This window comes from Eisenbergiella tayi, from assembly GCF_001881565.1.
Classification (GTDB): Bacteria; Bacillota; Clostridia; order Lachnospirales; family Lachnospiraceae; genus Eisenbergiella; species Eisenbergiella tayi.
This window is the reverse complement of the sequence record NZ_MPDJ01000005.1, coordinates 685,390-707,955: the sequence shown is the minus strand read 5'-3', so window position 1 is coordinate 707,955 and position 22,566 is coordinate 685,390. Positions and strand designations below refer to the sequence as shown.

18 protein-coding genes are annotated in these 22,566 nt (G+C 47.8%); 17 read left to right on the top strand and 1 reads right to left on the bottom strand.

The annotated features are described in order from the left end of the window. Nucleotides 1-242 precede the first annotated feature (242 nt). The 4 genes from BLA28_RS21185 (at nt 243) to BLA28_RS21170 (ending at nt 5,121) form a co-directional block, all read left to right on the top strand. On the top strand, nt 243-1,484 hold the full coding sequence (locus BLA28_RS21185; protein ID WP_069158792.1) for an ABC transporter substrate-binding protein: 1,242 nt from the start codon (nt 243-245) through the stop codon (nt 1,482-1,484). Next, complete coding sequence (locus tag BLA28_RS21180; protein ID WP_069158757.1) at nt 1,481-3,214, top strand: sensor histidine kinase; 1,734 nt, start codon at nt 1,481-1,483, stop codon at nt 3,212-3,214. Before BLA28_RS21185 ends, BLA28_RS21180 begins: the two co-directional genes overlap by 4 nt. Next, nucleotides 3,204-4,724, top strand: a complete 1,521-nt coding sequence (locus BLA28_RS21175) for a response regulator transcription factor (protein WP_242880644.1) — start codon at nt 3,204-3,206, stop codon at nt 4,722-4,724. The genes BLA28_RS21180 and BLA28_RS21175 overlap by 11 nt, the downstream gene beginning before the upstream one ends. 157 nt (nt 4,725-4,881) lie before the next feature. After that, nucleotides 4,882-5,121, top strand: coding sequence for an HPr family phosphocarrier protein (locus BLA28_RS21170; RefSeq protein WP_009254637.1), 240 nt, complete (start codon nt 4,882-4,884; stop codon nt 5,119-5,121). Between the two features lie 82 nt (nt 5,122-5,203). Here the strand turns inward: BLA28_RS21170 and BLA28_RS21165 are convergent, their stop codons facing one another. Further along, nucleotides 5,204-6,028: an AraC family transcriptional regulator gene (locus BLA28_RS21165; RefSeq protein WP_069158793.1), complete on the bottom strand. Its 825-nt coding sequence runs from the start codon at nt 6,026-6,028 to the stop codon at nt 5,204-5,206. Nucleotides 6,029-6,250: 222 nt separating this feature from the next. On the opposite strand from BLA28_RS21165, the gene BLA28_RS21160 reads away from it, so the two are divergent. From BLA28_RS21160 to BLA28_RS21100, 13 genes are all read left to right on the top strand, one after another. Continuing rightward, nucleotides 6,251-7,033 (top strand): response regulator transcription factor, encoded by a 783-nt coding sequence (locus BLA28_RS21160; RefSeq protein WP_069158759.1) that lies wholly within the window; start codon nt 6,251-6,253, stop codon nt 7,031-7,033. Then, the gene (locus BLA28_RS21155) at nt 7,030-8,751 is read left to right on the top strand and encodes a cache domain-containing sensor histidine kinase (protein ID WP_069158760.1); all 1,722 of its coding nucleotides are present in this window, start codon (nt 7,030-7,032) and stop codon (nt 8,749-8,751) included. Before BLA28_RS21160 ends, BLA28_RS21155 begins: the two co-directional genes overlap by 4 nt. A 101-nt stretch (nt 8,752-8,852) precedes the next feature. Beyond that, nucleotides 8,853-9,767 (top strand): ABC transporter permease, encoded by a 915-nt coding sequence (locus BLA28_RS21150; protein WP_069158761.1) that lies wholly within the window; start codon nt 8,853-8,855, stop codon nt 9,765-9,767. A 12-nt stretch (nt 9,768-9,779) separates the two neighbouring features. Next, nucleotides 9,780-10,682: a carbohydrate ABC transporter permease gene (locus tag BLA28_RS21145; RefSeq protein WP_016360150.1), complete on the top strand. Its 903-nt coding sequence runs from the start codon at nt 9,780-9,782 to the stop codon at nt 10,680-10,682. Between the two features lie 49 nt (nt 10,683-10,731). Next, nucleotides 10,732-12,387: an extracellular solute-binding protein gene (locus tag BLA28_RS21140; RefSeq protein ID WP_069158762.1), complete on the top strand. Its 1,656-nt coding sequence runs from the start codon at nt 10,732-10,734 to the stop codon at nt 12,385-12,387. Between the two features lie 461 nt (nt 12,388-12,848). Then, nucleotides 12,849-14,324 (top strand): sulfatase, encoded by a 1,476-nt coding sequence (locus BLA28_RS21135; protein WP_069158763.1) that lies wholly within the window; start codon nt 12,849-12,851, stop codon nt 14,322-14,324. A 300-nt stretch (nt 14,325-14,624) separates the two neighbouring features. Further along, on the top strand, nt 14,625-15,896 hold the full coding sequence (locus BLA28_RS21130) for an L-cysteine desulfidase family protein (RefSeq protein WP_069158764.1): 1,272 nt from the start codon (nt 14,625-14,627) through the stop codon (nt 15,894-15,896). 16 nt (nt 15,897-15,912) lie between these two features. Then, nucleotides 15,913-16,890, top strand: coding sequence for a uroporphyrinogen decarboxylase family protein (locus tag BLA28_RS21125; protein WP_069158765.1), 978 nt, complete (start codon nt 15,913-15,915; stop codon nt 16,888-16,890). Nucleotides 16,891-16,948: 58 nt separating this feature from the next. After that, complete coding sequence (locus BLA28_RS21120) at nt 16,949-18,268, top strand: ABC transporter substrate-binding protein (protein WP_069158766.1); 1,320 nt, start codon at nt 16,949-16,951, stop codon at nt 18,266-18,268. 73 nt (nt 18,269-18,341) lie between these two features. Then, nucleotides 18,342-19,256, top strand: a complete 915-nt coding sequence (locus BLA28_RS21115) for a carbohydrate ABC transporter permease (protein WP_009254624.1) — start codon at nt 18,342-18,344, stop codon at nt 19,254-19,256. A gap of 12 nt (nt 19,257-19,268) precedes the next feature. After that, nucleotides 19,269-20,096, top strand: a complete 828-nt coding sequence (locus BLA28_RS21110) for a carbohydrate ABC transporter permease (protein WP_009254623.1) — start codon at nt 19,269-19,271, stop codon at nt 20,094-20,096. Nucleotides 20,097-20,102: 6 nt separating this feature from the next. Then, the gene (locus BLA28_RS21105; protein ID WP_069158767.1) at nt 20,103-21,446 is read left to right on the top strand and encodes a M20/M25/M40 family metallo-hydrolase; all 1,344 of its coding nucleotides are present in this window, start codon (nt 20,103-20,105) and stop codon (nt 21,444-21,446) included. 37 nt (nt 21,447-21,483) lie between these two features. Further along, nucleotides 21,484-22,551 carry a M24 family metallopeptidase gene (locus BLA28_RS21100; RefSeq protein WP_081330163.1) on the top strand — a complete coding sequence of 356 codons (1,068 nt, stop codon included), beginning with the start codon at nt 21,484-21,486 and terminating at the stop codon, nt 22,549-22,551. Nucleotides 22,552-22,566: the final 15 nt, after the last annotated feature.

Genomic DNA, 22,566 nt, shown 5'->3' with positions numbered 1-22,566 from the left:
TAATTAGAAAAAGAGCGTATCCTCTGCAGTACCCGTTTCTCTCTGTCCGTGGGTGAGAAACGGGTACAGTGCGGGATGCGCTCTGTTTTATTCCGGATTATGTAGAAAGACAAACTTTTTGATGCTATACTGTACCTATGTATTTTATCCCCGGAGCCATCCGGCTCCGGGCTGTAACCGGCGGGATACCGGTTTATACCGGAATCGTCTGCCATAAGCAGGCCGGATAAGGGAGAATGGGAATGAACGGCAGTAAACATGGGAAAAGGGCTGGGATTGCGCTGTTAATAATGCTTCTTCTTTTTGCGGGCGGTTGCGGGAAGAAGATGGATAAGATTCCGGAGGAACCGGTCAGGACAGTGGTTACTTTGTGGCATTATTGGGATATACCCGCCTGTCAGAAGGCTATGTCAAGGCTTGCATTGGAATTCAATAACTCCCAGGATCGAATCACTGTGGAAATAAAATATGTGCCGGATGAGGATTTTAAGAAGCAGCTGGCGCTGAGTATGGCGGAGGAAACCATGCCGGATATCGCTCTTGTGGATTCCTCTGATTTCCAGTTTTTCCATCATATGAAGAAATTTGTGGATTTGACGGATGAATTTCCGGAGCTTTCTTCCTATATGCCAAAGGCGCTGGCGCCCTGTGAAAGCGGCGGCAGAGTTTATGGCCTTCCTTTCGGAATGAACTGTCCCGCCCTCATTTATAACAAACAGATGCTGGCGGAGGCAGGCTGCGGTGTCCCGGGAACCTGGGAGGAGTTCTATGATACGGCGGTGCGTACCACCGGGGAAGCGCATTACGGCTTTGCCATGGCAGGTATCCGGAGTGAAGAAAGTCTGTATGCATTTCTTCCCATCCTGTGGTCCATGGGAGGGGATGTGAAGAATATAAACAGTCCGGCAGGACGGGCTTCCTTCGGTATGCTCTCCAGCCTGGCGGGACAGGGGGCGCTGAACAGCCAGAGTGTCAGTATGACCCTGGCCGATTTGATGTACCAGTTTTCCAAGGGAAGAGTGGCGATGATGTTCAATACCGGCATGACGGTAGGATATATCAGAAAAAATGCTCCTGAAATTGATTTCGGCATAGCGCCCATTCCTTCTGATGGTGAGGCGGTGACTACCGTGGGAGGAGAGATCATAGGGGTATCCGCGGATGGTCATCCGGATGAGGCCATGGAGTTTCTGCATTTTCTGGCGGAACCGGAAAGGATGCAAAGCTACCTGGATGATTTCGGTTTCCTGGCGCCAAGGGAGGATGTGCTGGAACGGCAGTTCCCGGAGGATGCGCAGATGCAGGAATTCGTCCGGCTGTTCTCCGCTGCGAGGTGCCGCGACTTTACTCCCTGGTGGCCGGAGGTATCGGCGGAAATCACCTCCGCCATGGAGTGGGCAATATTGGGAGAAGAGATGGAGCCTGTCCTGCAGGAAACGGACGGGAAAATAACCATGATTCTGGAACGGGGAGGCGGCCGATGACAAAACCGAGAGGTATCCGAATCAGACTGATTTTTATGTTGATCCTCCTGCTTTTTATTCCTATCCTGCTTTTTGCGGCGGTATCCCAGCTTCGGCTGAATTCCGCCATGAGGGAAAGCCTGGACAGCCGTGTTCAGACCGGTCTTGAAAAATCGAACAGGAGCCTTACGCTGACCCTGGAAAAGTACGATACCCTTCTGTATGATCTCAGTACGGACGATGATATCATTGATATGGTGGAAAGCCTGAATGCAGGCGGGAAAAATGAGGAGATGCTGAAAATCAATCTCCGCCGGGAGCTGAAGCATATCTGCAACCGGAATGAAGGGGTGACCGGACTGGCTATATTTACCAGGGACGGAAACTGCATTTATTATGACGGGCTGTCCTCTTCCTCCAGTGAAAGCCTCTGGCTGAACAGCAGCATGAATCTTCTACAGGATAAAATGGAAATGTACCAGCCTGTGAAATATGTCATGGCGGCGCCGGATACCCCCGTCTATGTGTTTTCCATTCAAAGAAGGCTGATAGACTACCGGGATATCCATAAAGAGGTAGGAAGCATTCTCATATGTGTAAATGAGAAGGTGCTGCAGAAAGCTATGGAAAGAATTTCCGGGGAGGTTTATTATCTGGAACAGGATGGACGTGTTCTCAGTGCACCGGATGATACGCTGATAGGGGCATCTATAGGCTGTGATGAGTTTTGGTATATCGGAAATAAAAAATACCAGGATTATGTGGTGGCCTTCGCCGAAAATGAAGTGAGCGGATGGAACATAGTGGAATTTTATTCCATGGAGCATTACCGGAAAACCATGTTCGACCAGTTCCTCCTTCAAATCGGCCTGGTTTTGGGAGTGGGAGTCGTTCTGGTAGCGGCGGTGCTGATTGTCACACGGCCTGTTATTGTTTCGGTGGAGGATATGCTGAAGGCCATGAACCGTGTGGAAGAAGGGGATTTTTCCACACGTGTGGAGAAGCGGAAAAATATGCCCGCCGAAATGAATGAAATCGCTGACGGCTTTAATGAAATGGTTAATCGGACGGATTTGCTTCTGGGGCAGGTAAGACAGGCGGCCCTGGAACAGAAGAATGCGGAAATATCCGCCCTGGAGGCCCAGATAGATCCTCATTTTCTTTATAATACTTTGGATACCATTAACTGGAAGGCCATCGAAAAGGAAGAGTATGAAATCAGTGAGATGGTTGGCGATTTAGGTGATATCCTGCGTTATGCCATCAAAAATGCAGGAGGAATCACCACGCTGGGCGAGGAAATCGCCTGGCTGAAAAAGTATGTGCGCCTGCAGCAGGAAAAACTGGGTCAGGAGATTCAGATTTTCTGCAGCCTGGATTCCATAGCCGCGAAAAGCCCGATGCATAAGCTGCTTCTCCAGCCCATTGCGGAAAACAGCATCAAGCACGGGCTGCATGGAATAGACAGGGCCCCGCTGCTTATGATAACAGGAAGGCGGGAGATGGACGGACTCATAATAGAGGTGGAAGATAACGGAAGAGGCATGCCGTCGGAGCTTGTGGATATCCTGAACCAAAAGGACTACCACCGGGAAAACCATTTCGGCATAGAAAATGCCAGAAAACGTCTGCGGCTCTATTACGGAGAGGCCGCCGCGCTGCATTTTGAAAGCAACATGAATAAATATACAAAGGTAACCCTGTTTATACCAATTTTGGAGGGACAAATTATTGAGAATTGTGATAGTTGAGGATGAAGCCCCCATACGTGAGGGCATGGAAAAAATCCTGAAAAAGCTGAGCCCTTCCTATGTGCTGGCTGGTAAGGCATGCGATGGTCTGGAAGGGCTTGAGGTTATCCGGAGGGAAAAGCCGGATGTGGTCATTATGGACATAAGGATGCCGGATATGGATGGCCTTACCATGCTGGAGAAGCTCAGGGAAGAGGGCGTAACAAGCAAGGCTGTGATCCTGAGTGCCTATTCTGATTTTTCCTATGCGAAGCGTGCCATGGAGCTGGGGGTGAGCAATTATCTTCTGAAGCCTGTAAAAATCCAGGAGCTTCGCAAGGTCCTGCAGCAAATGGAGGAAGAAGTCAGGGAGGAAAACAGCCAGGAAACGCTTCTGAGCCTGGAAAATATAGCGCGCAGCGCCCTGACCGGAATCCTTGAAAAAACAGAAGAGACGACCGCTGCGCTGGAAAAAAAGTATGGCGTGAGCGCTACGGAGCCGACGGCTTTATTTATTGTATGGCTGGACGGCCATTATGAGGAAAGAAAGGACATCGTACTTCGGATCCTTCAGGAGGTGGCGGAGCATGCTGCCGGCTTCCGCAGTATTGTCACGGCATTTGCGGAAAGGACCCAGTGTACCATGGTGCTTTACCATATGGATACCGCCCAGGACTGGGAGGAATATTTTGACAGCTCCGTAGTGCCCATGATCCTCTCCAATACGGAAAACAAGGCATTGTGTGTATGGGAAGAATGCAGGGGCTTTTATGAGCTGGAGGAAGGCCGGAAGCGCATAAGGCAGCTGCTGGACTGGAGCCTTGCCCTTGGAAATGAAAAGCTTATTTCGCAGAAACGGATTGATGGGATTTCTGTTTCTCCCCTGAAATACCTGCCTGAAATGTCCCTTCGGCTGAAGCAGGCTGTGATCAAGAAGGACGAGAAGGAATTTGCCGCCTGTTTTGTGGAGTTCCTGAATTACTGCAAGGCCCAGACACACAGGCCGAAGGATATCAAGGAAGCCTGCATCACCTTTTTGTGGACGATTCTGAATACGGCCAGGGAATACATATCCTTTGAAGAGAACGAGCTGGAGGTCCAGGCGCTGCTGGAGGCTGTCATGGGCGCCTTTACCTGGGAGGATATAGAAAATATCATGCGCAGCCTTTATAAAAAAATAATGCTGGGCGGAAATGAGGAAACCGGGGAACGCAGTCCCCTGATCCAGCGCGCCGAACACATGATTGAAGAATATTACAGCCAGGGAATCACCATGGAGGAGGTTGCCAGGAAGCTGGGAGTATCCCCTGAGTACTTAAGCAGGCAGTTTAAAAAAGAAACAGGTATTTCATTTACGGAGGAAATCCGTAATGTAAAGGTGGAAAAGGTGAAGACGCTTCTGCTGGGAACCAACCAGAACCTGACCCAGATAGCGGCGATGACAGGCTTTTCCGACCCCAAATATATGAGCAAGGTATTTAAGGATGTGGTGGGCGTTCTGCCCGCAGAATACCGCCAAATGAACGGTTAGTGCAAAAAAACAGGCTGAAAAGTACAAAAATTTCCCCCTATGTTAAAATTTTCCTCCTAACATAGGGGCCTTTTTTATGTATGATAAATAAAATAAAAATGATGTGGAAGTTAAACAATACATAGCTTTACGAATGAGAAATTACAGGAGGTATCATATGAAATCCGTAAAAATTTATTTGGAAAATGCAGCGGCCGCAGAAGCCTTTGTTCAGACAATGAGACAGTTTGAAGGAGAATATGATCTTGCTCTCGGCAGCTACACAGTGGATGCCAAATCCATTCTGGGTGTATTTGCCCTTGGTATTGGTAAAGCGCTTGATCTGGTATTTGTAAACTCCAAAGGAGAAGACCAGGATGTGCTGAATGCCGTGGAACGTTATCGTAGGGCAGCATAATTAACAGACAGTATAAATGATAATGAACTTAAAAAAACGGTTTCCGGTGATGTGATATATCCGGAAACCGCTTTTTTTGCCGTTATTGAGGAATCCATATCTCCACCAGGCAGATATCCTCCGCATCATTCCACAATACATATTTTTCAATCGTCGGAAGCGGTCCCTTATGGAACTTGCTGGAGGGCAGGAATTCATTGTTGATCTGCTGCCAGACACTGCCCAGCGTATTATCCGAAATCTTGCCCTTTGCCTCGAATTTCAGCCAGGTAGTCGCAGGGTACTGATAGGCGGAATACTCGTCCCCCTGGTAATCGCTGCATTCGATGGCGCACATATAATCGTTGTTTCCCTTTTCATCAAAGCCGAAGCAAAGGCCCAAATCGAAGAAGCTTCCGGTCAGATCCCGAATCCGGTCATTGCTTCCGTCGCTTTTTACGATGGCCCAGGTTCCGCCCCCGTAAGGGGTGATTCTCCGTATGCCAATCACCTGAAAGGCATCCTTTTCCACTACGCTGTAATTCATCTTATCCACTCCTTTTATGTTTATTTCAAAATCCAGGCGGCAGTAAAACACCAGGGGAGGGTTGGCTTTCCGGACCTCCGCAGGATTGATGCCATGCAGGTTTTTAAAGGCTACCCGGAACGCATCGTCTGACTGATAGCCGTAATCCATGGCGATATCAATGATTTTCCTGTTGGTATTTAGCAGCTCATAGGCTGCCATGGTCAGACGTCTTCTTCTCACATATTCGGAAAAGGGAATCCCCACGATCTGGGAAAAAGAGCTTTGGAACATAGTATACGGACAGGCCGTAATCCTGCTGATTTCTTCCTCTGCTATCTCTCCGTGGATATTTTCCTCTACATAATCCATCACCTTATTCAGTCTTGCTGTCCAATCCATTTCCCTCGTATCCCCCTTGTATTCATTATACATAATGTATTGCGTCCCATCCGATAATCTCTGATTTGATTTTAACGGATATCCATATAGAAAGAAAGGTATTTCTGCGCCTATTGGAAAAAGAATAGAATTGTGGAAAAGAAAGAACGATGATAGACTTGATTAAAACAGGAGTAAGCACAACAGTAGTAACGAATCACAGGAAAGGCATGGGGCGGGAAAATGGATACATACAGCGTTTATTTAGTGGATGACGAGCCATGGGCGCTCGTCTATCTGGAAAAAATAGTGAAGTGGGAGGAAATGGGCTTCCGGATTACGGGTAAGTTTGAAAATTCCGTGGAAGCATTTAACCGGGCGGCAGCGGAGCCGCCGGATGTTATTTTCATTGATATCCGTATGCCGGAGCTGGACGGGCTTGCATTTATGCACAAGGCCCTGGAAGCAAAGCTTCCCTGCCGCTTCGTGGTCATCAGCGGGTTTGCGGAATTCGGCTATGCCCAGGAAGCGATTCGGATGGGAGTGGTATATGACTATTGCCTGAAGCCCATCGCCAGGGACAAGCTCACCCTTCTGCTGAATAAGCTGCACGGCATACTGGAGGAAACAAAGGAACAGAAACAGGAAAAGGAAGAAATCCCTCTTGCGGAAAATCCGGTATTCCAGGAAATGCTGACCTTTATGCACACCCATTTCCGGGAAAAACTGGTGCTCAGGGAGCTTGCGGATCAGTTTCATCTCAATGCGAACTACTGCTGCGCCCTGTTCAACAAAGAGACAGGCGGTTCTTTTTCCGAATATCTGGCCTCCATACGCATGAAAGAGGCGGAACGCCTTCTGACGCATACTACGCTGTCTCTGGAAGAAATTGCGGTACAGTGCGGAATACAGGATTACTATTATTTTAATAAGGTATTCAAAAAATACAGCGGCGAGACACCGAGCCAATACCGGAGACAGAGAAGGAACTCGGGAAACCGGAATACAGATGAGGGACAGCTATGAGACTGAGTTTTAAGAAAAGCATTGTACTGATCATCCTGGCAGCCATTCTGATCCAGGTGGGCAGCCAGTTTATTTACATACACAAAATCGCTGAGAATTCAGCACAGCGTCTGCTTTCCTACACCAATACCACGGTAAAGCAGATAGAAAACAACCTGGATTCCGCGTTTAAAAGCATTGCCTATACCACCACCTATTTTTCCATCAATTCCGGAGTGCAGCAGTTCCTGGCGGAGGAAGAACAGCTGGAAAAATACCGGATGCTGACATTTGTAAATGATACCTGCCAGGCGGCGGTAGCCATGAATTCCCAGATTCAGACGGCCCTTCTGTTCAATAAAGAAGGGAAATGTGAATACAGCTACAGCTCCTCAGAAATGAAATTCCAGGAAGAGCTTCAGAAGGTGGAACGGGAATGCTATAAAGAGGCGGTAAACAACCGCTTTATCTTTTATAAAGGCGACGACGGCAGGGAAGCGCTTCTCTGCATTACCCCCATTTACTCCAATAAAGCGGCTATTTTTACGGAAAGCCAGCGGATCGGAACCGTGATGCTGGTCATACGCCCCAACGCCATCATGAAGGTGCTGGAGGAAACCGGTAATGCGGAAGAGGTGGAGTTCTATCTTCTCGATCCCCGGGGCCGCATAATAGCCGCCAATTCCGGGGCGGAGGTGCTGGAGAGGGAGCAGCCGGGCTATACCTATCTGGAGCGGGAAATATGGGGTGGCCAGGGTTTCCGGATAGTGGGAAAAATCAATAACCATCAGGTAGTGCGGGAATATGACCTGTTCCGAAGCCAGATGCTGTTAAGCTGCGCGGTCATGGTCGGTATGCTTCTCCTTATCGGATGGCTGTTCAACCAGACAATAGCCCATCCCATCGACAGGCTGATAGAAGAAGTGGCGGAGCTTGGTACGAACCGGAGGAAAAAACAGATCACCGGAAAATACCACTTCCAGCTCACACCCCTTGTGGATAAGATGAATGAAATGCTGAAGAATAACGCACAGATGTCCCAGCGTATCTTCGATACGCAGCAGCGCCTCTATGAAACGGAGCTGGTGAAAACCGAGAGTGAAATTTATGCCCTGCGGAGCCAGATCAATCCCCATTTCCTCTACAATACCCTGCAGTGCATGGGAGGAATCGCTCTGATGAACGATCAGCCGCTGGTAGCGGAAATGGCCTCCAACATGGCTGAAATCTTCCGCTATTCCATTAAGGAAGGCGACAAGGTAACGGTAAGGGAGGAAACGGATTTCCTGAAAAAATACCTGGATATATGCGACGTGAGATTTAACGGAAGATTCCGCTGGGAAATGGAGATGGAGGAAGGCATCGGGGAGCTGCCTATCGACAAAATGATTCTCCAGCCGCTTGTTGAAAATGCGGTTTACCATGGACTGGAAAAACGCACCGAGCCAGGCGGAATGCTTTGGATAAAGGGAAGATGGGAAGGACAAAGCCTTGTCTTTTCCATCATTGACAACGGAGGCCGGCTGGAAGGAGAGCGGCTTGCAAAGCTGCAGGAAACCCTGGCGGACAGGGAGCTCCTGGATCAGGAAAGACGTGCAAGAAAACGGATCGGCCTTGTCAACATACAGAGCCGCCTGAAGCTGATGTATGGGGAGGAAGGGGGACTTACCGTGGAAGGGAAGGACGGAAAGGTGATTGTGACAGTGAGACTTCCCATAGAAGAAACGGGCATTTTGTAAAAAACTGAGTATTTTACCAAAATCACTGATTTTGCTTCATAGGCTCTTCTCCTTTCCTTTGCTAAAATAGGCTCATCAGGAAAAGAAAGGAATGAGGGGCCTTGAAAAACAAAGTAAAGTTCAGGAAGAGTCTGAAGAAAAATTCAATTCTGTATTTATTTCTGCTTCCCATGATTATCTACGTTTTCATTTTTAATTACATGCCTCTGGCGGGGCTGCAGATAGCCTTTAAGGATTTTGTGGCGACCAAAGGAATCTGGGGCAGTGAATGGGTGGGCTTCAAATATTTCCGGCAGTTTTTTACCTCGCCCATGTTCTGGAAGCTGCTGAAAAACACACTGGTAATCAGCCTTTACCAGCTGGTGTTCAGTTTTCCCATCCCCATCATACTGGCGTTGATTCTGAATTATACGCCCAGCCAGCGGCTGAAGAAAATCACACAGACCGCGACCTATGCACCCCACTTTATTTCCACGGTCGTGCTGGTAGGTATGATGTTTGTCTTCTTTGACCCGGCGTCGGGAATCGGGACCAGCATATTAAAGGGATTCGGAATGAACAACCCGCAGGTACTTACGGATCCGGCGGCTTTCCCCCATCTGTATGTCTGGTCCGCCATCTGGCAGACGACCGGCTGGTCTTCCATTATCTACATAGCCGCGCTTTCCGGCGTCAGCCCGGAACTGCATGAAGCGGCTATCGCGGACGGGGCCAACAAGCTGCAGCGTATTTTTTACATTGATATTCCCATGCTGATTCCCACGGCGGTGATTCTGCTCATACTGAACTGCGGAAATATCATGAACCTGGGCTTTGAAAAGGTATATCTGATGCAGACGGCGCCCAACCTTTCCACGGCGGAAGTCATCAGCACCTATGTTTACAAAATCGGTCTTCAGGGGCAGCAGTACTCCTATGCTTCCGCCATCGGCCTTTTTAACAATATCATCAATTTCACCATCCTGATTCTCGTTAACCAGATCGCGGGAAAAACGACGGAAAATTCATTGTGGTAAGGGAGGAAGGTTATGGAAACGAAAAAAATAAAAGCCGGAAGGGAAGACAGGATATTTAATATTACGGTTACCGTGATATCCCTGGTGGTGCTGGTTATCGTCCTGTATCCCCTGTATTTTGTAATCATTGCCTCCATCAGCTCGCCGGAGGATATCTCTCTGGGAAAGGTGAGGTTTCTTCCTTCAGGAATCAATTTCGCAGCCTATAAGTTTGTTCTGGAGGAATGGAAAATATGGAGAGGCTACCTGAATACCATATTTTACACCTTTTTCGGAACTCTGTTAGGAACCAGCGTTACCCTGATGGCGGCATTTGCCTTATCCAGGAAGGATCTTTTCGGAAGGAATGTGATAACCAAGCTTTTTGTATTCACCATGTTCTTTTCAGGCGGCCTGATTCCCACCTATATGGTGGTCAGCAGCCTTCATATGGTGAATACGAGAACTGTCCTGGTGGTGATGGGGACGGTTACCGTCTATAACATGATTATTGCCAGGACCTTTTTCCAGAACAGCCTTCCGGAAGAGCTTTTCGAAGCCGCGGAGCTGGATGGCTGCGGGGTGGGGAAATTCTTTTTCAAAATCGCACTGCCCTGTTCCAAGGCGATTATTGCGGTTATCGCCCTTTATGTGGGCGTCAGCCAGTGGAATTCCTATTTTACGGCGATGATTTACGTGACCGACCAGAAGATATACCCGCTTCAGCTGGTACTGCGGGACATCCTGATTCTGGGACAGCAGCTGACCCAGATAACGGATCCGGCTGAAATCGAGGCTTTGGTGGAACGGCAGAAGGTGGCCCAGATTATCAAATATGTGGTGATTATTGTATCCTCGCTGCCTGTCATCTGTGTCTATCCGTTCCTGCAGAAGTATTTTGTAAAAGGTGTTATGATCGGCTCCGTCAAGGGGTGACGGATGCCTGGCATAAAAATAGCAGATAATTAATTTGGAGGGAGAAAGAATGAAGAAGAATCGATTGATCGCAGCAGTCGCTGCAGCAGCTCTTGTGGTTTCCGGCCTTGCGGGGTGCGGGAGTTCGGCTTCAACAGAAAGTGCACAGACCGTTCCGGCGGGAACGGAGACGGAAAGCAGTGTCCAAAAGTCTTCGGAAGCCGTAAATAAAACAGGATATCCTATAATGAACGAGGACTATACTTTTAAAATTGTATATGCGGTAGGCTCCACAGATAAAATCGGAGGATGGGAAAACAAAGATTTTGTAAAAAAGATTGAGGAGGATACCGGACTTAAAATCCAGTGGGTAGGGATTCCGGAGGCATCCTATAATGACCAGGTGGCTATCATGATCGCAGCCGGAGATCTGCCGGACGCCTTTATCGGCCAGATCCCCAACTTCGCACAGTTCCTGGATTCCTTCGTCAAAATGAATGACATGATCGATGACTATGCGCCATCCTTAAAGGAATTCTTTGACAAATACCCGAATATCAAGCTTGCGGGCATGTTCCCCGACGGTTCCATCTACGGCCTTCCTGAAGTGCAGCTGGACGGCTATGTGGCAGGGAAGAGCCTTGCCATCAATAAAAAGTGGCTGGATGCGGTGGGTATGGAAATGCCTGAGACAGCAGATGAACTTTTCGATGTGCTTATGGCGTTTAAAACCCAGGATCCCAATGGGAACGGACAGGCCGATGAAATTCCCTTTGCTTTCTATAAGGACAGAAAGTTTGATATCCTGAAATCTGCCTTTGGCTTTGCCGGTTATGATGAAAAGGATTACAAATACCCTTATTTACAGGTTGTGGATGGAAAAGTAGACTTTTATCCTGTTTCCGAAAATTATCATGCATACCTGCAGTATCTGAATAAGCTGTATTCCAACGGACTGATTGATCCTAACGGCTTTATACAGGAAGAAGTGGATATGATCGCCAAGGGTACCAATGATCAGATAGGCGTTTTTCCGAATTATTCTTATGATGATATTACAGTAGGGGACTATGCGGGGGATTATACCTATCTTCTGCCTTTAAAGGACAGCAACGGCGAGAGACATTATCAGCCCAGCGCGTGGTCGGGCACCGTTATTGTCAACCAGTTCGCAATCACCAACAATTGCCCTTATCCCGAAGCGATGCTCAGACTTTATGACTATATCAACAGTTCTTTTGACAACCGGCTTCTCTTCGGCTGGGGCCCCAAGGATATGGCCTGGGTGGATAATGGAGACGGAACCATTTCCAAAAAAGCAGATCCTGTCCTGGAAGGCTACAACAGCTATGCGGAGGTACGCCATACCTTATCCATGGGCATCAAGGGTATTTTCCTTTGGACAGAAGAAGATAATGCCAAATTCGCGGTTACTTCGGATCGTGAAATCAAGTATATGGAAAGACAGGAGCCTTACATGGACTGCGCCGTAAAGGAATTCCTTCCGGAGGGCCAGGATTATCCTGAAAACACCCAGGAAATCAATGTGCTTCTGACAGAGTTGAGAACGTATATGGATAACTTCATGGCGGAAAGCGTAATGAACGGCATTGATGATGCCAAGTGGCAGAAACATCTGGAGGACTGCAGAAAGTTCAGTTATGAAAGATATACCGAACTGAATCAGGAATATTACGACAGAATGATGAAGCTGGCTGAAGAATAAATAAAAAAGGTCATGGCGTGCGCGGACGGTTCTTTCTCCCGTCAGGGTATTCCTCGTCCGCGCTGTGTGACCTTACGCTCCCCATTCTCCTTCGCCCTGTGTCCGGCCAGGCACGTTGCTGTTTGGCATGGACAGACAAAAAAAGGGGCTGTTTCTAACCATTTTCTTTCCATGCTCCGCTGCCAACGTGGCTTAAACTCCTCCCTGCGGTCGTCAGACAGCGCCGCTAGGGACGGCAGCAGATCATGGAAAGGAAATGGTAAGAAACAGTTCCCTTTTTTTGAGATGTCCATGCCAAACAGCAACGTGCCTGGCCGGACACAGGACGAAGGAGAATGGGGAGCGTAAGGTCACAGCGCGGACGAGGAATACCCTGACGGGAGAAAGAACCTGAAGGGCAGGGATGGCTTTTTTAGGTGGAAAAAAGTAGAATGTAATTTAAGAGAAGGAGGGATTTTTTTATGAAGGCTATAATGATTATGTATGATTCTTTGAATCGGCATATGCTTGCGCCTTATGGGTGTGAGTGGACTAAGACGCCTAATTTTGAGAGGCTGGCGGAGAGGTGTGTTACTTTTGATAAGTGTTATGTGGGGAGTCTGCCTTGTATGCCGGCGCGGAGGGAGATTCATACGGGGCGTTATAATTTCCTGCATCGGAGCTGGGGGCCTATGGAGCCTTATGATGATTCTATGCCGGAGATTTTGAAGAGGAATGGGGTTTACTCGCATTTGATCAGTGATCATTATCATTATTGGGAGGATGGCGGGTGTACTTATCATAATCGGTACAGCAGCTGGGAGAATGTGAGGGGACAGGAGGGGGATCCCTGGAAGGGGTGTGTCGGGGATAAGGTGCTTCCTCCTCATATCGGGCAGTGCGGTAAGCAGGATATGGTTAACCGGGAATATACGGATACGGAAGACAGAATGGCTCAGAGTGTTACGTTCCGGGCGGGGGTGGAATTTCTGGAGAGGAATCATGGGGCGGATAATTGGTTCCTGCAGGTGGAGACTTTTGATCCGCATGAGCCTTTTTATGTGCAGGATGAGGATTTGATGGGGTTTGAGGCGGAGTATGACGGCCCCTTGTTTGACTGGCCTGGATATCACAGGGTAACGGAGGAGGAGCGGCCTTATGTGCAGCATGTGCGTAATAAGTATGCGGCGCTGCTTCAGATGTGTGATCGGAATCTGGGGAAGATTTTGGATAAGATGGATGAGTATAATCTGTGGGAAGATACGATGCTGATCGTGAATACGGATCATGGTTTTATGTTGGGGGAGCATGATTGGTGGGCGAAGAGTAATGAAATTAATTTTTATGAGGAGATCGTTCATACGCCTTTGTTTATTTATGATCCCAGAAGCAGGGCGGCGGGGCGGTGTGAGTGTCTTGTGCAGACGATTGATTTGGCGCCTACGCTGTTGGAGTTTTTCGGGCTGCCGGTTCCAGGGGATATGCTGGGGCATGTGCTGAAGGATACGATTGCGGAAGGAAAACCAGTGCGGGAAACCTGTCTGTATGGGACCTGCGGCGCGCAGATAAGCTGTACGGACGGGCATTATGCCTATGTGCTGGCTCCGGCGGTTAAAACCAATGAGCCGCTTTATAATTATACTTTGATGCCGACTCATATGCGGGAGATGTTTCCTCCTAAGGAGCTGCAGGAGCTGGAATTGAGTGAGCCTTTTTCTTTTACGAAGGGCTGCCGGCTTCTTAAAATAAAGAATGTGGAAAAAAGAGAGTATACGAGTGGATTGGGTGAGCATCCTTATAAAACGCTGCTTTTTGATTTGGAGAAGGATCCGAAGGAGTCAGAACCTATATCTAATCCGGAAGTGGAGGAGTATTTCAGGAAGGAAATGGTGCGGATTATGAAAGAGAATGATGCGCCGAAGGAACAGTATGTGAGGATGGGGCTGGAGGCAGAATAAGGCTCATCTGAAAAAATGGGATATAAATTAAGAGAAGAAACCGTCCTTTGTCGGCAGACAGGGACGGTTTCTTCGTTATAGGATGTCTTTTTGTGGCATCTCCTGGTTTTGTTTTTGGAAATGTCTTTCTATACAATACACAAAAAATGCCCTCTCTTTTTATGCAATTGTACAAAAAGATAAAAAATAAGAAAAAATGTCTTGCATTTTTATAATATTTCTATTATATTCTAAATATCATATTGCTAATCATATTAGCGGTATGCATATAACGATTATTATAAGTATGAGGATAAAAAGATGAATCATAATCAGATTCTGCAGATTCTGAAACAGGAAATGGCGGCGGCAACGGGGTGTACGGAGCCTGTTGCAATTGCTTATGCCTCTGCCAAGGCAAGGGCAGTTTTGGGAAAGAAACCGGTGCGGGCACAGGTAAAGGTGAGCTGCAATATTTTGAAAAATGCCATGGGAGTCGGGATTCCCGGAACGGATATGGCAGGGCTGGAAATGGCGGCGGCATTGGGAATTATAGGCGGCGACAGTGAAGCGATTCTGGAGGTTCTGCACTCCATTACCCCGGAACAGGTGGAGGAAGCCAGGCTGTTTGCCGGGACACAGGTTCGTGTGGAACGGAAGGATACGCCGAAAAAGCTTTACATAGAAGTTATTCTGGAAACAGAGGATGATATGTCGGCAGTCATTATTGAAGACAGTCATACCAATATTACCCGCATAATACATGGGCTTACCTGTATCTATGAAAAAGGGAGCTGCGAGGAGCTTCCGGCGGATGAGAGTGATAAATCAGCGCTTACTGTGGATAACATTTATGATTTTATACAGAATGTGGATACAGACCGGCTTTCTTTCCTTGATGAGTGTATAAAAATGAACTGGGCGGTGGCTCAGGAAGGGCTGAAAGGGCGTTATGGGCTCCGTGTGGGACAAAGTATCTATGAAGATATGGGAGAAGGAACCGCCGGGGATGATATAAGGAATTATGCTATTGCAGTAACTGCAGCGGCGGCAGATGCAAGAATGGCCGGATGCGCCATGTCGGTAATGACGGTGTGCGGCAGCGGAAATCAGGGCTTAACAGCCACATTGCCGGTTATTGCAGCTGTTTATAAAAGAAAAGGCTCCCCGGAAATGCTGTACCGTTCGCTGGCCCTCAGCTGTCTAATAACCATTCATGTTAAAAGCTATATTGGAAAGCTTTCACCGCTTTGTGGCTGCGGCATGGGATCATCCATCGGAGCCTGCTGCGCGTTCGTATATATGCAGGGAGGCGGACTGAAGCAAATTAAGAATGCCATTAATAATATGATAGCCGATGTTTCGGGAATTATCTGTGACGGAGCAAAAGCAGGCTGCGCTTTAAAAATAGCAACTGTTATATCAAGTGCGTTCCAGTGCTCTATGCTGGCTTTGAAAAACCATAGCGCCGGCGGCCTGGACGGCATTGTAACGGAAGATGTGGAAAGCACCATCAGAAATCTGGGAGAACTGGGAAACCGGGGTATGGCTGATACGGATCAGGTGATTTTGGATATGATGGTTTGCAGATAAAAAGGAGGAAAAAGAAATGGATAAGAGGACACGAGTTCTGAATGCAATGAATAAAAAGGAGGTGGATCATGTTCCGGTAGGCTTCTGGTTTCATTTCGCCGGAGAAGAAGCTTCCGGTCAGGGCTGCATAAATGCACATTTAAAATACTATCGGGAAACAGACTTGGATTTTGTGAAAATTATGTGCGACGGTTATTTCCCGTATCCGCTGCCGGAAATAAAAACGGCAGAGGACTGGAAAAGCTTAAAACCGCTGACCTCCGATCATCCCTTTATCAGGGAGCAGGTGGAGAGAGCCAAAGCTATCGTTGAGGATATCGGAAAAGAACGCTGTGTTTTCTATAATGTATTCGCTCCCTTTTCATCCCTCCGTTTCGGCGCGGAAGCAGTGGGCTTAACGGATTCGGACGTAATGGAATACATAAGAGAGGATAAAAATGCCGTAATGGACGCTCTGGATGTGATCGCACAGTCCAACGCCCTTCTTGCGGAGCTGCTTATTACGGAAGCGGGCTGTGACGGCGTTTACTATTGTGTGCAGGGCGGGGAATATGACCGTTTTACCCCGGAAGAATACAGGAAAACCATCACTCCCAGTGATCTGTATGTTCTGGAGCACGCAAACCGTTTTTCGGATAATAACATCATACATATGTGCGGCTGGGCAGGAAACCGGAACCAGCTTGCAATCTGGCAGGATTATCCCGCAAAGGTAGTAAACTGGGCTGTATTTGTGGAAGGCCTGTCTCTGGATGCCGGCCGTTATTTTATCGGGGGCAGAACCTCTCTGGGCGGTTTTGAAACTCATTGGGACGAACACACCCAGCAGGGAATTCTTTATACCGGTACCAAGGAAGAACTGCAGAAATACACCACAGATCTAATTCTCAATCATGGCAAAATAGGATTGATGCTGGGCGGGGACTGCACAATAGATGCAAAGCTTGACTGGGAGAGAATCCGCTGGATTATTGAAGCGGCAAGAAGTATCTGATAAATAAAGGGAATTCCCTTTTAAAAAAGAAAAAGCACACATAGAAAGGAAGAGTATTATGAAAAAGTGGAACAAATTATTGGCATTGGGGATGGCGTTTTCCATGACTTTGGCACTCACCGCATGTTCTGGACAGTCAGCGGATACTTCCGGTGAAGCAGCAGAACCGCAAAGCGCGGCGCCCTCAACGGCGGCTTCCGATTCGGCGGATGCATCGGAAGCGGGAGAAGAAAAGACCTATGAACCTACAACACTCACTTTCTGGAATGGATTTACCAGTACAGACGGTGAAGTCCTTCAGCAGATTGTGGATGATTTTAATGCATCGAACGAATGGAATATTACCATTGAAATGGACGTAATGCCATGGGCAACCTTTAACGAAAAGCTTCCGGCAGCTATTGCGGCGGGAAATGCACCGGATTTTGTGCTTTGTTCTTCCGGATATTATGCTCCTTATGTGGAAGCCGGCAGCTTCCAGGATGTAAGTGATTTCTATGAATTACCGGAAGTAAATGCCGATGACTTTGACAAAAACGTTGTAGATCTGCTGTATTATGATGATTTATGCGTTGGTGTTCCCATGCAGATGGTATCTCATTATTTTTACTGGGATAAAGATCTTTATGAAGCGGCAGGACTGGATCCCGAATCCCCTCCGGAAACCTTTGAAGAGCTTGTGGAGAATGCAAAGCTGCTTACGGATAAGAGCAAAAACCAGTACGGCTTCTGCGTGCCTGTCAATAATAATGTGACTGCCCAGTATACCATGTATGCTTATGGCGGCGGCTACGTGAATGAAGATGAAACAGAAGCGGTATTCAATTCCGAGGAGAACGTAAAAGCTTTTGAAACCTTGAAAACACTGTATGAATGTTCCCCTAAGGATTCCGATGATAATACCTATATCAGCGGTCAGCTTGCACAGTTTATCAACGGTCCCTGGATTATTAACGGGCTTCGTGAAAATGAAATTAATTATGGCGTAAAAGCGGTTCCTGCATGTACGGGCGTTGAGCAGGATGCAGCGGTAATCCCTGTAGGCTTTTCTATTCCTAAAACGACTTCAGAGGAGCATAAGGAACTTGTTTATAAGTTTGTAAACTACTGGAATACGGAAGAAATCTGTACCAAATGGACAAAGGAATGCGGTACTCCTGCATATCTGCTTTCCGCACAGGCTAATTTCGCGAATGATCCGCAGACACTGGCATTATCGGAGCCTCTTTCCTACGGACACATTGAATGTAAGCTGAATGGTGTAAATACAATCTCGACCGATGGTTTATATCCTGCCATGGAAGAAATTTTTGCTGGTGCAGATATTAAGACAACACTGGATAAGTACAACGAAGTCATCCAGGGTATTTTGAAATAGTAAATTCTGATAAGCTATGAAAAAGGATGCGGCTGCAGGCAGCGGCATCCTTTATTCAGAAGGGAGCCTGAGGATGGAAAAAATCAGCCCAATGAAAAGATGTATAGCCAAATGGACGAAAAAAGACAGAGTGGGATATCTGTTTATTTTTCCTGCTGTACTGGTATTATTTGTATTTACGATTATTCCTCTGGTGATTTCATTTATCATCAGCCTGACAAATCTGGATATTTTCCTGGCATGGCCTCAGTTTGTGGGACTGGATAACTTTAAACGCACGCTGGGGGATGAACGTGTCTGGAATGCATTCAAAAATACATTTTATTATGTGGTGATATCGGTGCCCATTCAGCTTATTGTGGCGCTGGTACTGGCCTATTGGCTGTATAAGCCCACCCGTTTTAATAAGATGTGCCGCTCCGTATTTTATGTGCCGGTACTATGTTCCTTTACGGCAATCGGTATCTTATTCAACCTGATTCTGAATTCCACGGTAGGTTATATTCCCTATCTGATCAGTCTGGTATACGGCGAACCTATAGCCCTTCTCAGTGAAGTGAAATTTGCCATGCCTATCATTATTTTCATTTCCGTTTGGAAGGCGTTCGGGAAAACGCTGATCATTCTGGTGGCAGGCATTAATGATATCCCAAGTACCTATTTTGAAGCTTCGGAAATTGACGGGGCCACGAAGACACAGCAGTTTTTCCATATTACACTGCCCAATCTTCTGCCTACCATTAATTTTACCCTTCTTACCACAATAATCGGGGCTTTTCAGGTTTTCGACGTTGTTTACGTTACCACGGGAGGCGGCCCTCTTTACAAAACGGAGACAGTGGTGCAGTACATATATAACAGAGGCTTTTCGGCGCCTTATGATCTGGGATACGCTTCAGCCATGTGTATTGAATTATTCTTTGTCATCGCAGTTATTATATTGATTTTCAAGGGCTATATGGAACGCAAAATAGCGAGAAACATGTAGGAGGAGAGCAGGATGAAGAAAAAAATTAAAGTTTATGACGTGCTGAGAGTTCTCATATGCCTTTTCGTACTGTTTCTGATTGTATTTCCGTTTGTATGGCTGATATTGAGCACCTTTAAACTGCAGAAGGATATCATAAAATGGCCGCCTACCTTGTGGCCCAAAGCATGGACAATCAAAAACTATATCCAGGTATGGTCCAGAATCCCTCTGGCAGATTATATTAAAAATACCGTTATTTTTGCGGGTGTGGTTTCCGTTTGTTCCGCCCTTCTGGATTCCATGGCCGGTTATGCCTTTGCCCGTCTTGAATTTAAAGGTAAGGAAATCATTTTCAATATTGTCCTTCTCACTATGCTGATTCCGTTCCAGATCATTATGATTCCTTTGTACCTGGAACTGCATACCTTCGGTATATTAAATACTTATATCGGGCTGATTCTGCCGCGTATTGCATCTGCTTACGGAATGTTTTTCATGCGTTCCTTTTATATAGGACTCCCCAAGAGCCTGGAAGAAGCGGCCAGAATTGATGGTATGAATGAATTCGGTATTTATACGAAAATCATGTTCCCGTTATGTAAACCAGCGTTTGTCACTTTTTTCATTTTCTGCCTGACCTCCAACTGGAATGACCTGATTTATCCTTTGATGATGACCAATTCCACCAAGATGCGGACACTTTCCGCCGGACTTGCCATGTTTGTAGGGGAAGGTGTGCGTGAGACTGGCCCTGCTCTGGCGGGCGCGCTGATATCCATGCTGCCGCTGCTTATTTTATATTGCTTTGCTCAGGAATTTTTCGTAGAGGGAATCGCCGTATCCGGCATGAAGGAGTAACAAAAAATGTTTGAAAATATAGGTGAAAACCTGTCCGCCATGATATCGATCCCCACCGTGAGCGGTGCCGGAAACGAACCGTTTTACCACATAGAGGAATACCGGAATTATCTGAGAACCACATTCCAAACATTGTTCACCGCTGCCGATATCACACCGGTAGGGGAAGCCCTCCTGATTAAACTCCGGGGAACCGGCAGCCGTCTCCTTCATGAGGAGAAAACTCCCGGCACCCCTCCTCCCGTATTATTCACCGGACACATGGACGTGGTTCCCGCCGCGGACGAAGCCTCCTGGAAGTATCCTCCGTTTTCCGGCCGGATCGCGGACGGCTGCGTCTGGGGAAGAGGCTCTCAGGATATGAAGGGACCTCAATGCGCGTTATTATCTGCTTTTGAAAGCCTGCTGGAAGAAGGCTGGCGCCCCAAACGGGATATATGGCTGTATCTTTCCTGTGATGAAGAAACAGGCGGCCTTACCACAGGCCGGGCCGCAAAGCTGTTAAAGGACAAAAAGATACATCTTGAGACCGTATTCGACGAAGGCGGCACCATTTGTGATGATTTTATGGGTCTGGTAAAAGGAAAAGCCGCCCTTTTCGGAATAGCGGAAAAGGGTTCGCTGGAATACCGGTTTACCGCGCTCTCCCGGGGCGGACACTCCGCCAATCCTCCGGCCCATTCAGCGATTGTACGTCTGGCTGATTTTATCCATGAAGTGGAGTATGCCGATTTTTTCCGAAAGGAGCTGAGTGAGGGAAACCGCGCAATGCTGCGTGCCGCAGCCGGATATTCCCCGGACACGATCCGGGATAAGCTTCTGCAGGCGGCGGATGAACAGGGAGATTATCCCGTACTGCATGAAATCTGTAAGGATGCGGATACCCTTTTGGGAGCCACCATTGCCTTTACCATGATAGAAGGAGGAACCGCCTTTAATGTCATGCCAAAGAAAGCGGTACTGACGGCCAATGTACGGGTATCCTGTACGGAAAAAGCGGAGGAAATAACGGAAAAACTGAAAAAAGCTGCCGAAAGACATGACCTGTTATGTGAACTGGCAGGCGGCAGAGATGCCGCGCCGGAAAGCAGCCCCGGTGCGCCGGGCTATCTGGCGATGAAGGCCAGCGTGGAAGAAACATATCCCGGCCTTCCGGTAATTCCCTTTGTCCTGGGCGGCGGAACAGACTCCCGTCATTTTCTGGAACTGACAGATAATGTACTGCGCTTTTCCCCTATGTATGCCCTGCCCGAACAGGGAAGCGGTGTCCATGGGGACAACGAATACGCTTCCATACAGGCAGTAAAAGACGCGGCACAATGTTATTCAGTCCTGCTGAAAAAATTATAGTATGCCCGAAGTGCGGGCATGCGGACAGGAAGTGCATATGGATAAAATAATCAGGCTGCAGCAGGCCATGCCTTCTGATATGGAAGCGGCAATCCTGCAGGACGCAGCCAACCGTTTTTACCTGACAGGAATGAAATCCTCTGCAGGAACCGTGCTGGTCACAAGAAATAAGGCATGGCTGATCATTGATTTCCGCTATTTCGAAGAAGCGGAAGAAAAGGTAAAAAACTGCAGAGTAATCGAAGAAAAAAACCTGCATTCCCAGATAAAACAGCTTCTGGAGGCAGAAGGAATATCTGCTCTTTCTCTGCATACCGGACTGGTTACCTTAGAAAAGTACAGACAGCTGGAAACCGCCCTTAAGGGAATTTCCCTGGATGTCTCAGACAGCCTTTCCGGCCTCATGGATTCCCTGCGCCGGGAAAAGGATGAAGAGGAAATCGCCTGCCACAGAAAGGCACAGCAGATCACGGATCATACCTTTTCCCATATTCTCGGAATCATAAAGCCCGGTTTGACGGAAATTGATGTGGCGAGGGAAATCGGCGTCACCTTGACCAGACTGGGCTCAGACGATAAGAATTTCAATTTTATTGTGGCATCCGGCCCCAACAGCTCCCTGCCCCATGGATTTGCAACCAGCCGCCTCATTCAAAAAGGGGATTTTGTCACCATGGATTTCGGCGCTGTCTGCGGAGGATATCTGGCGGATATGACCCGTACTGTGGCGGTGGGAAGCGTATCGGAGGAGCAGCGGCATGTCTATGAGACTGTCCGGGAAGCCCAGAAAAGGGCATTTGATAAGATCCGCCCCGGAGCAGCCTGCTCGGAGGTGGACGCCGCCGCCCGTAAATTTATCTATCAGGAGGGCTATGAGGGCTGTTTCTCCCACGGCCTGGGCCACAGCGTAGGTGTGGAGGTTCATGAAAATCCCCGCTTTAACGAGGTCTGCAACGACAGGCTTGAACCGGGAATTGTGATAACCGTGGAACCCGGCATTTATCTGAAAAAAAGATTCGGGGTACGAATTGAGGATATGATAGTGGTCAGGGAAAACGGATTTGAAAACCTGACCAGGAGCCCCAAGGAACTGATTATCTTGTAAAGAAAAGGAGCAGCA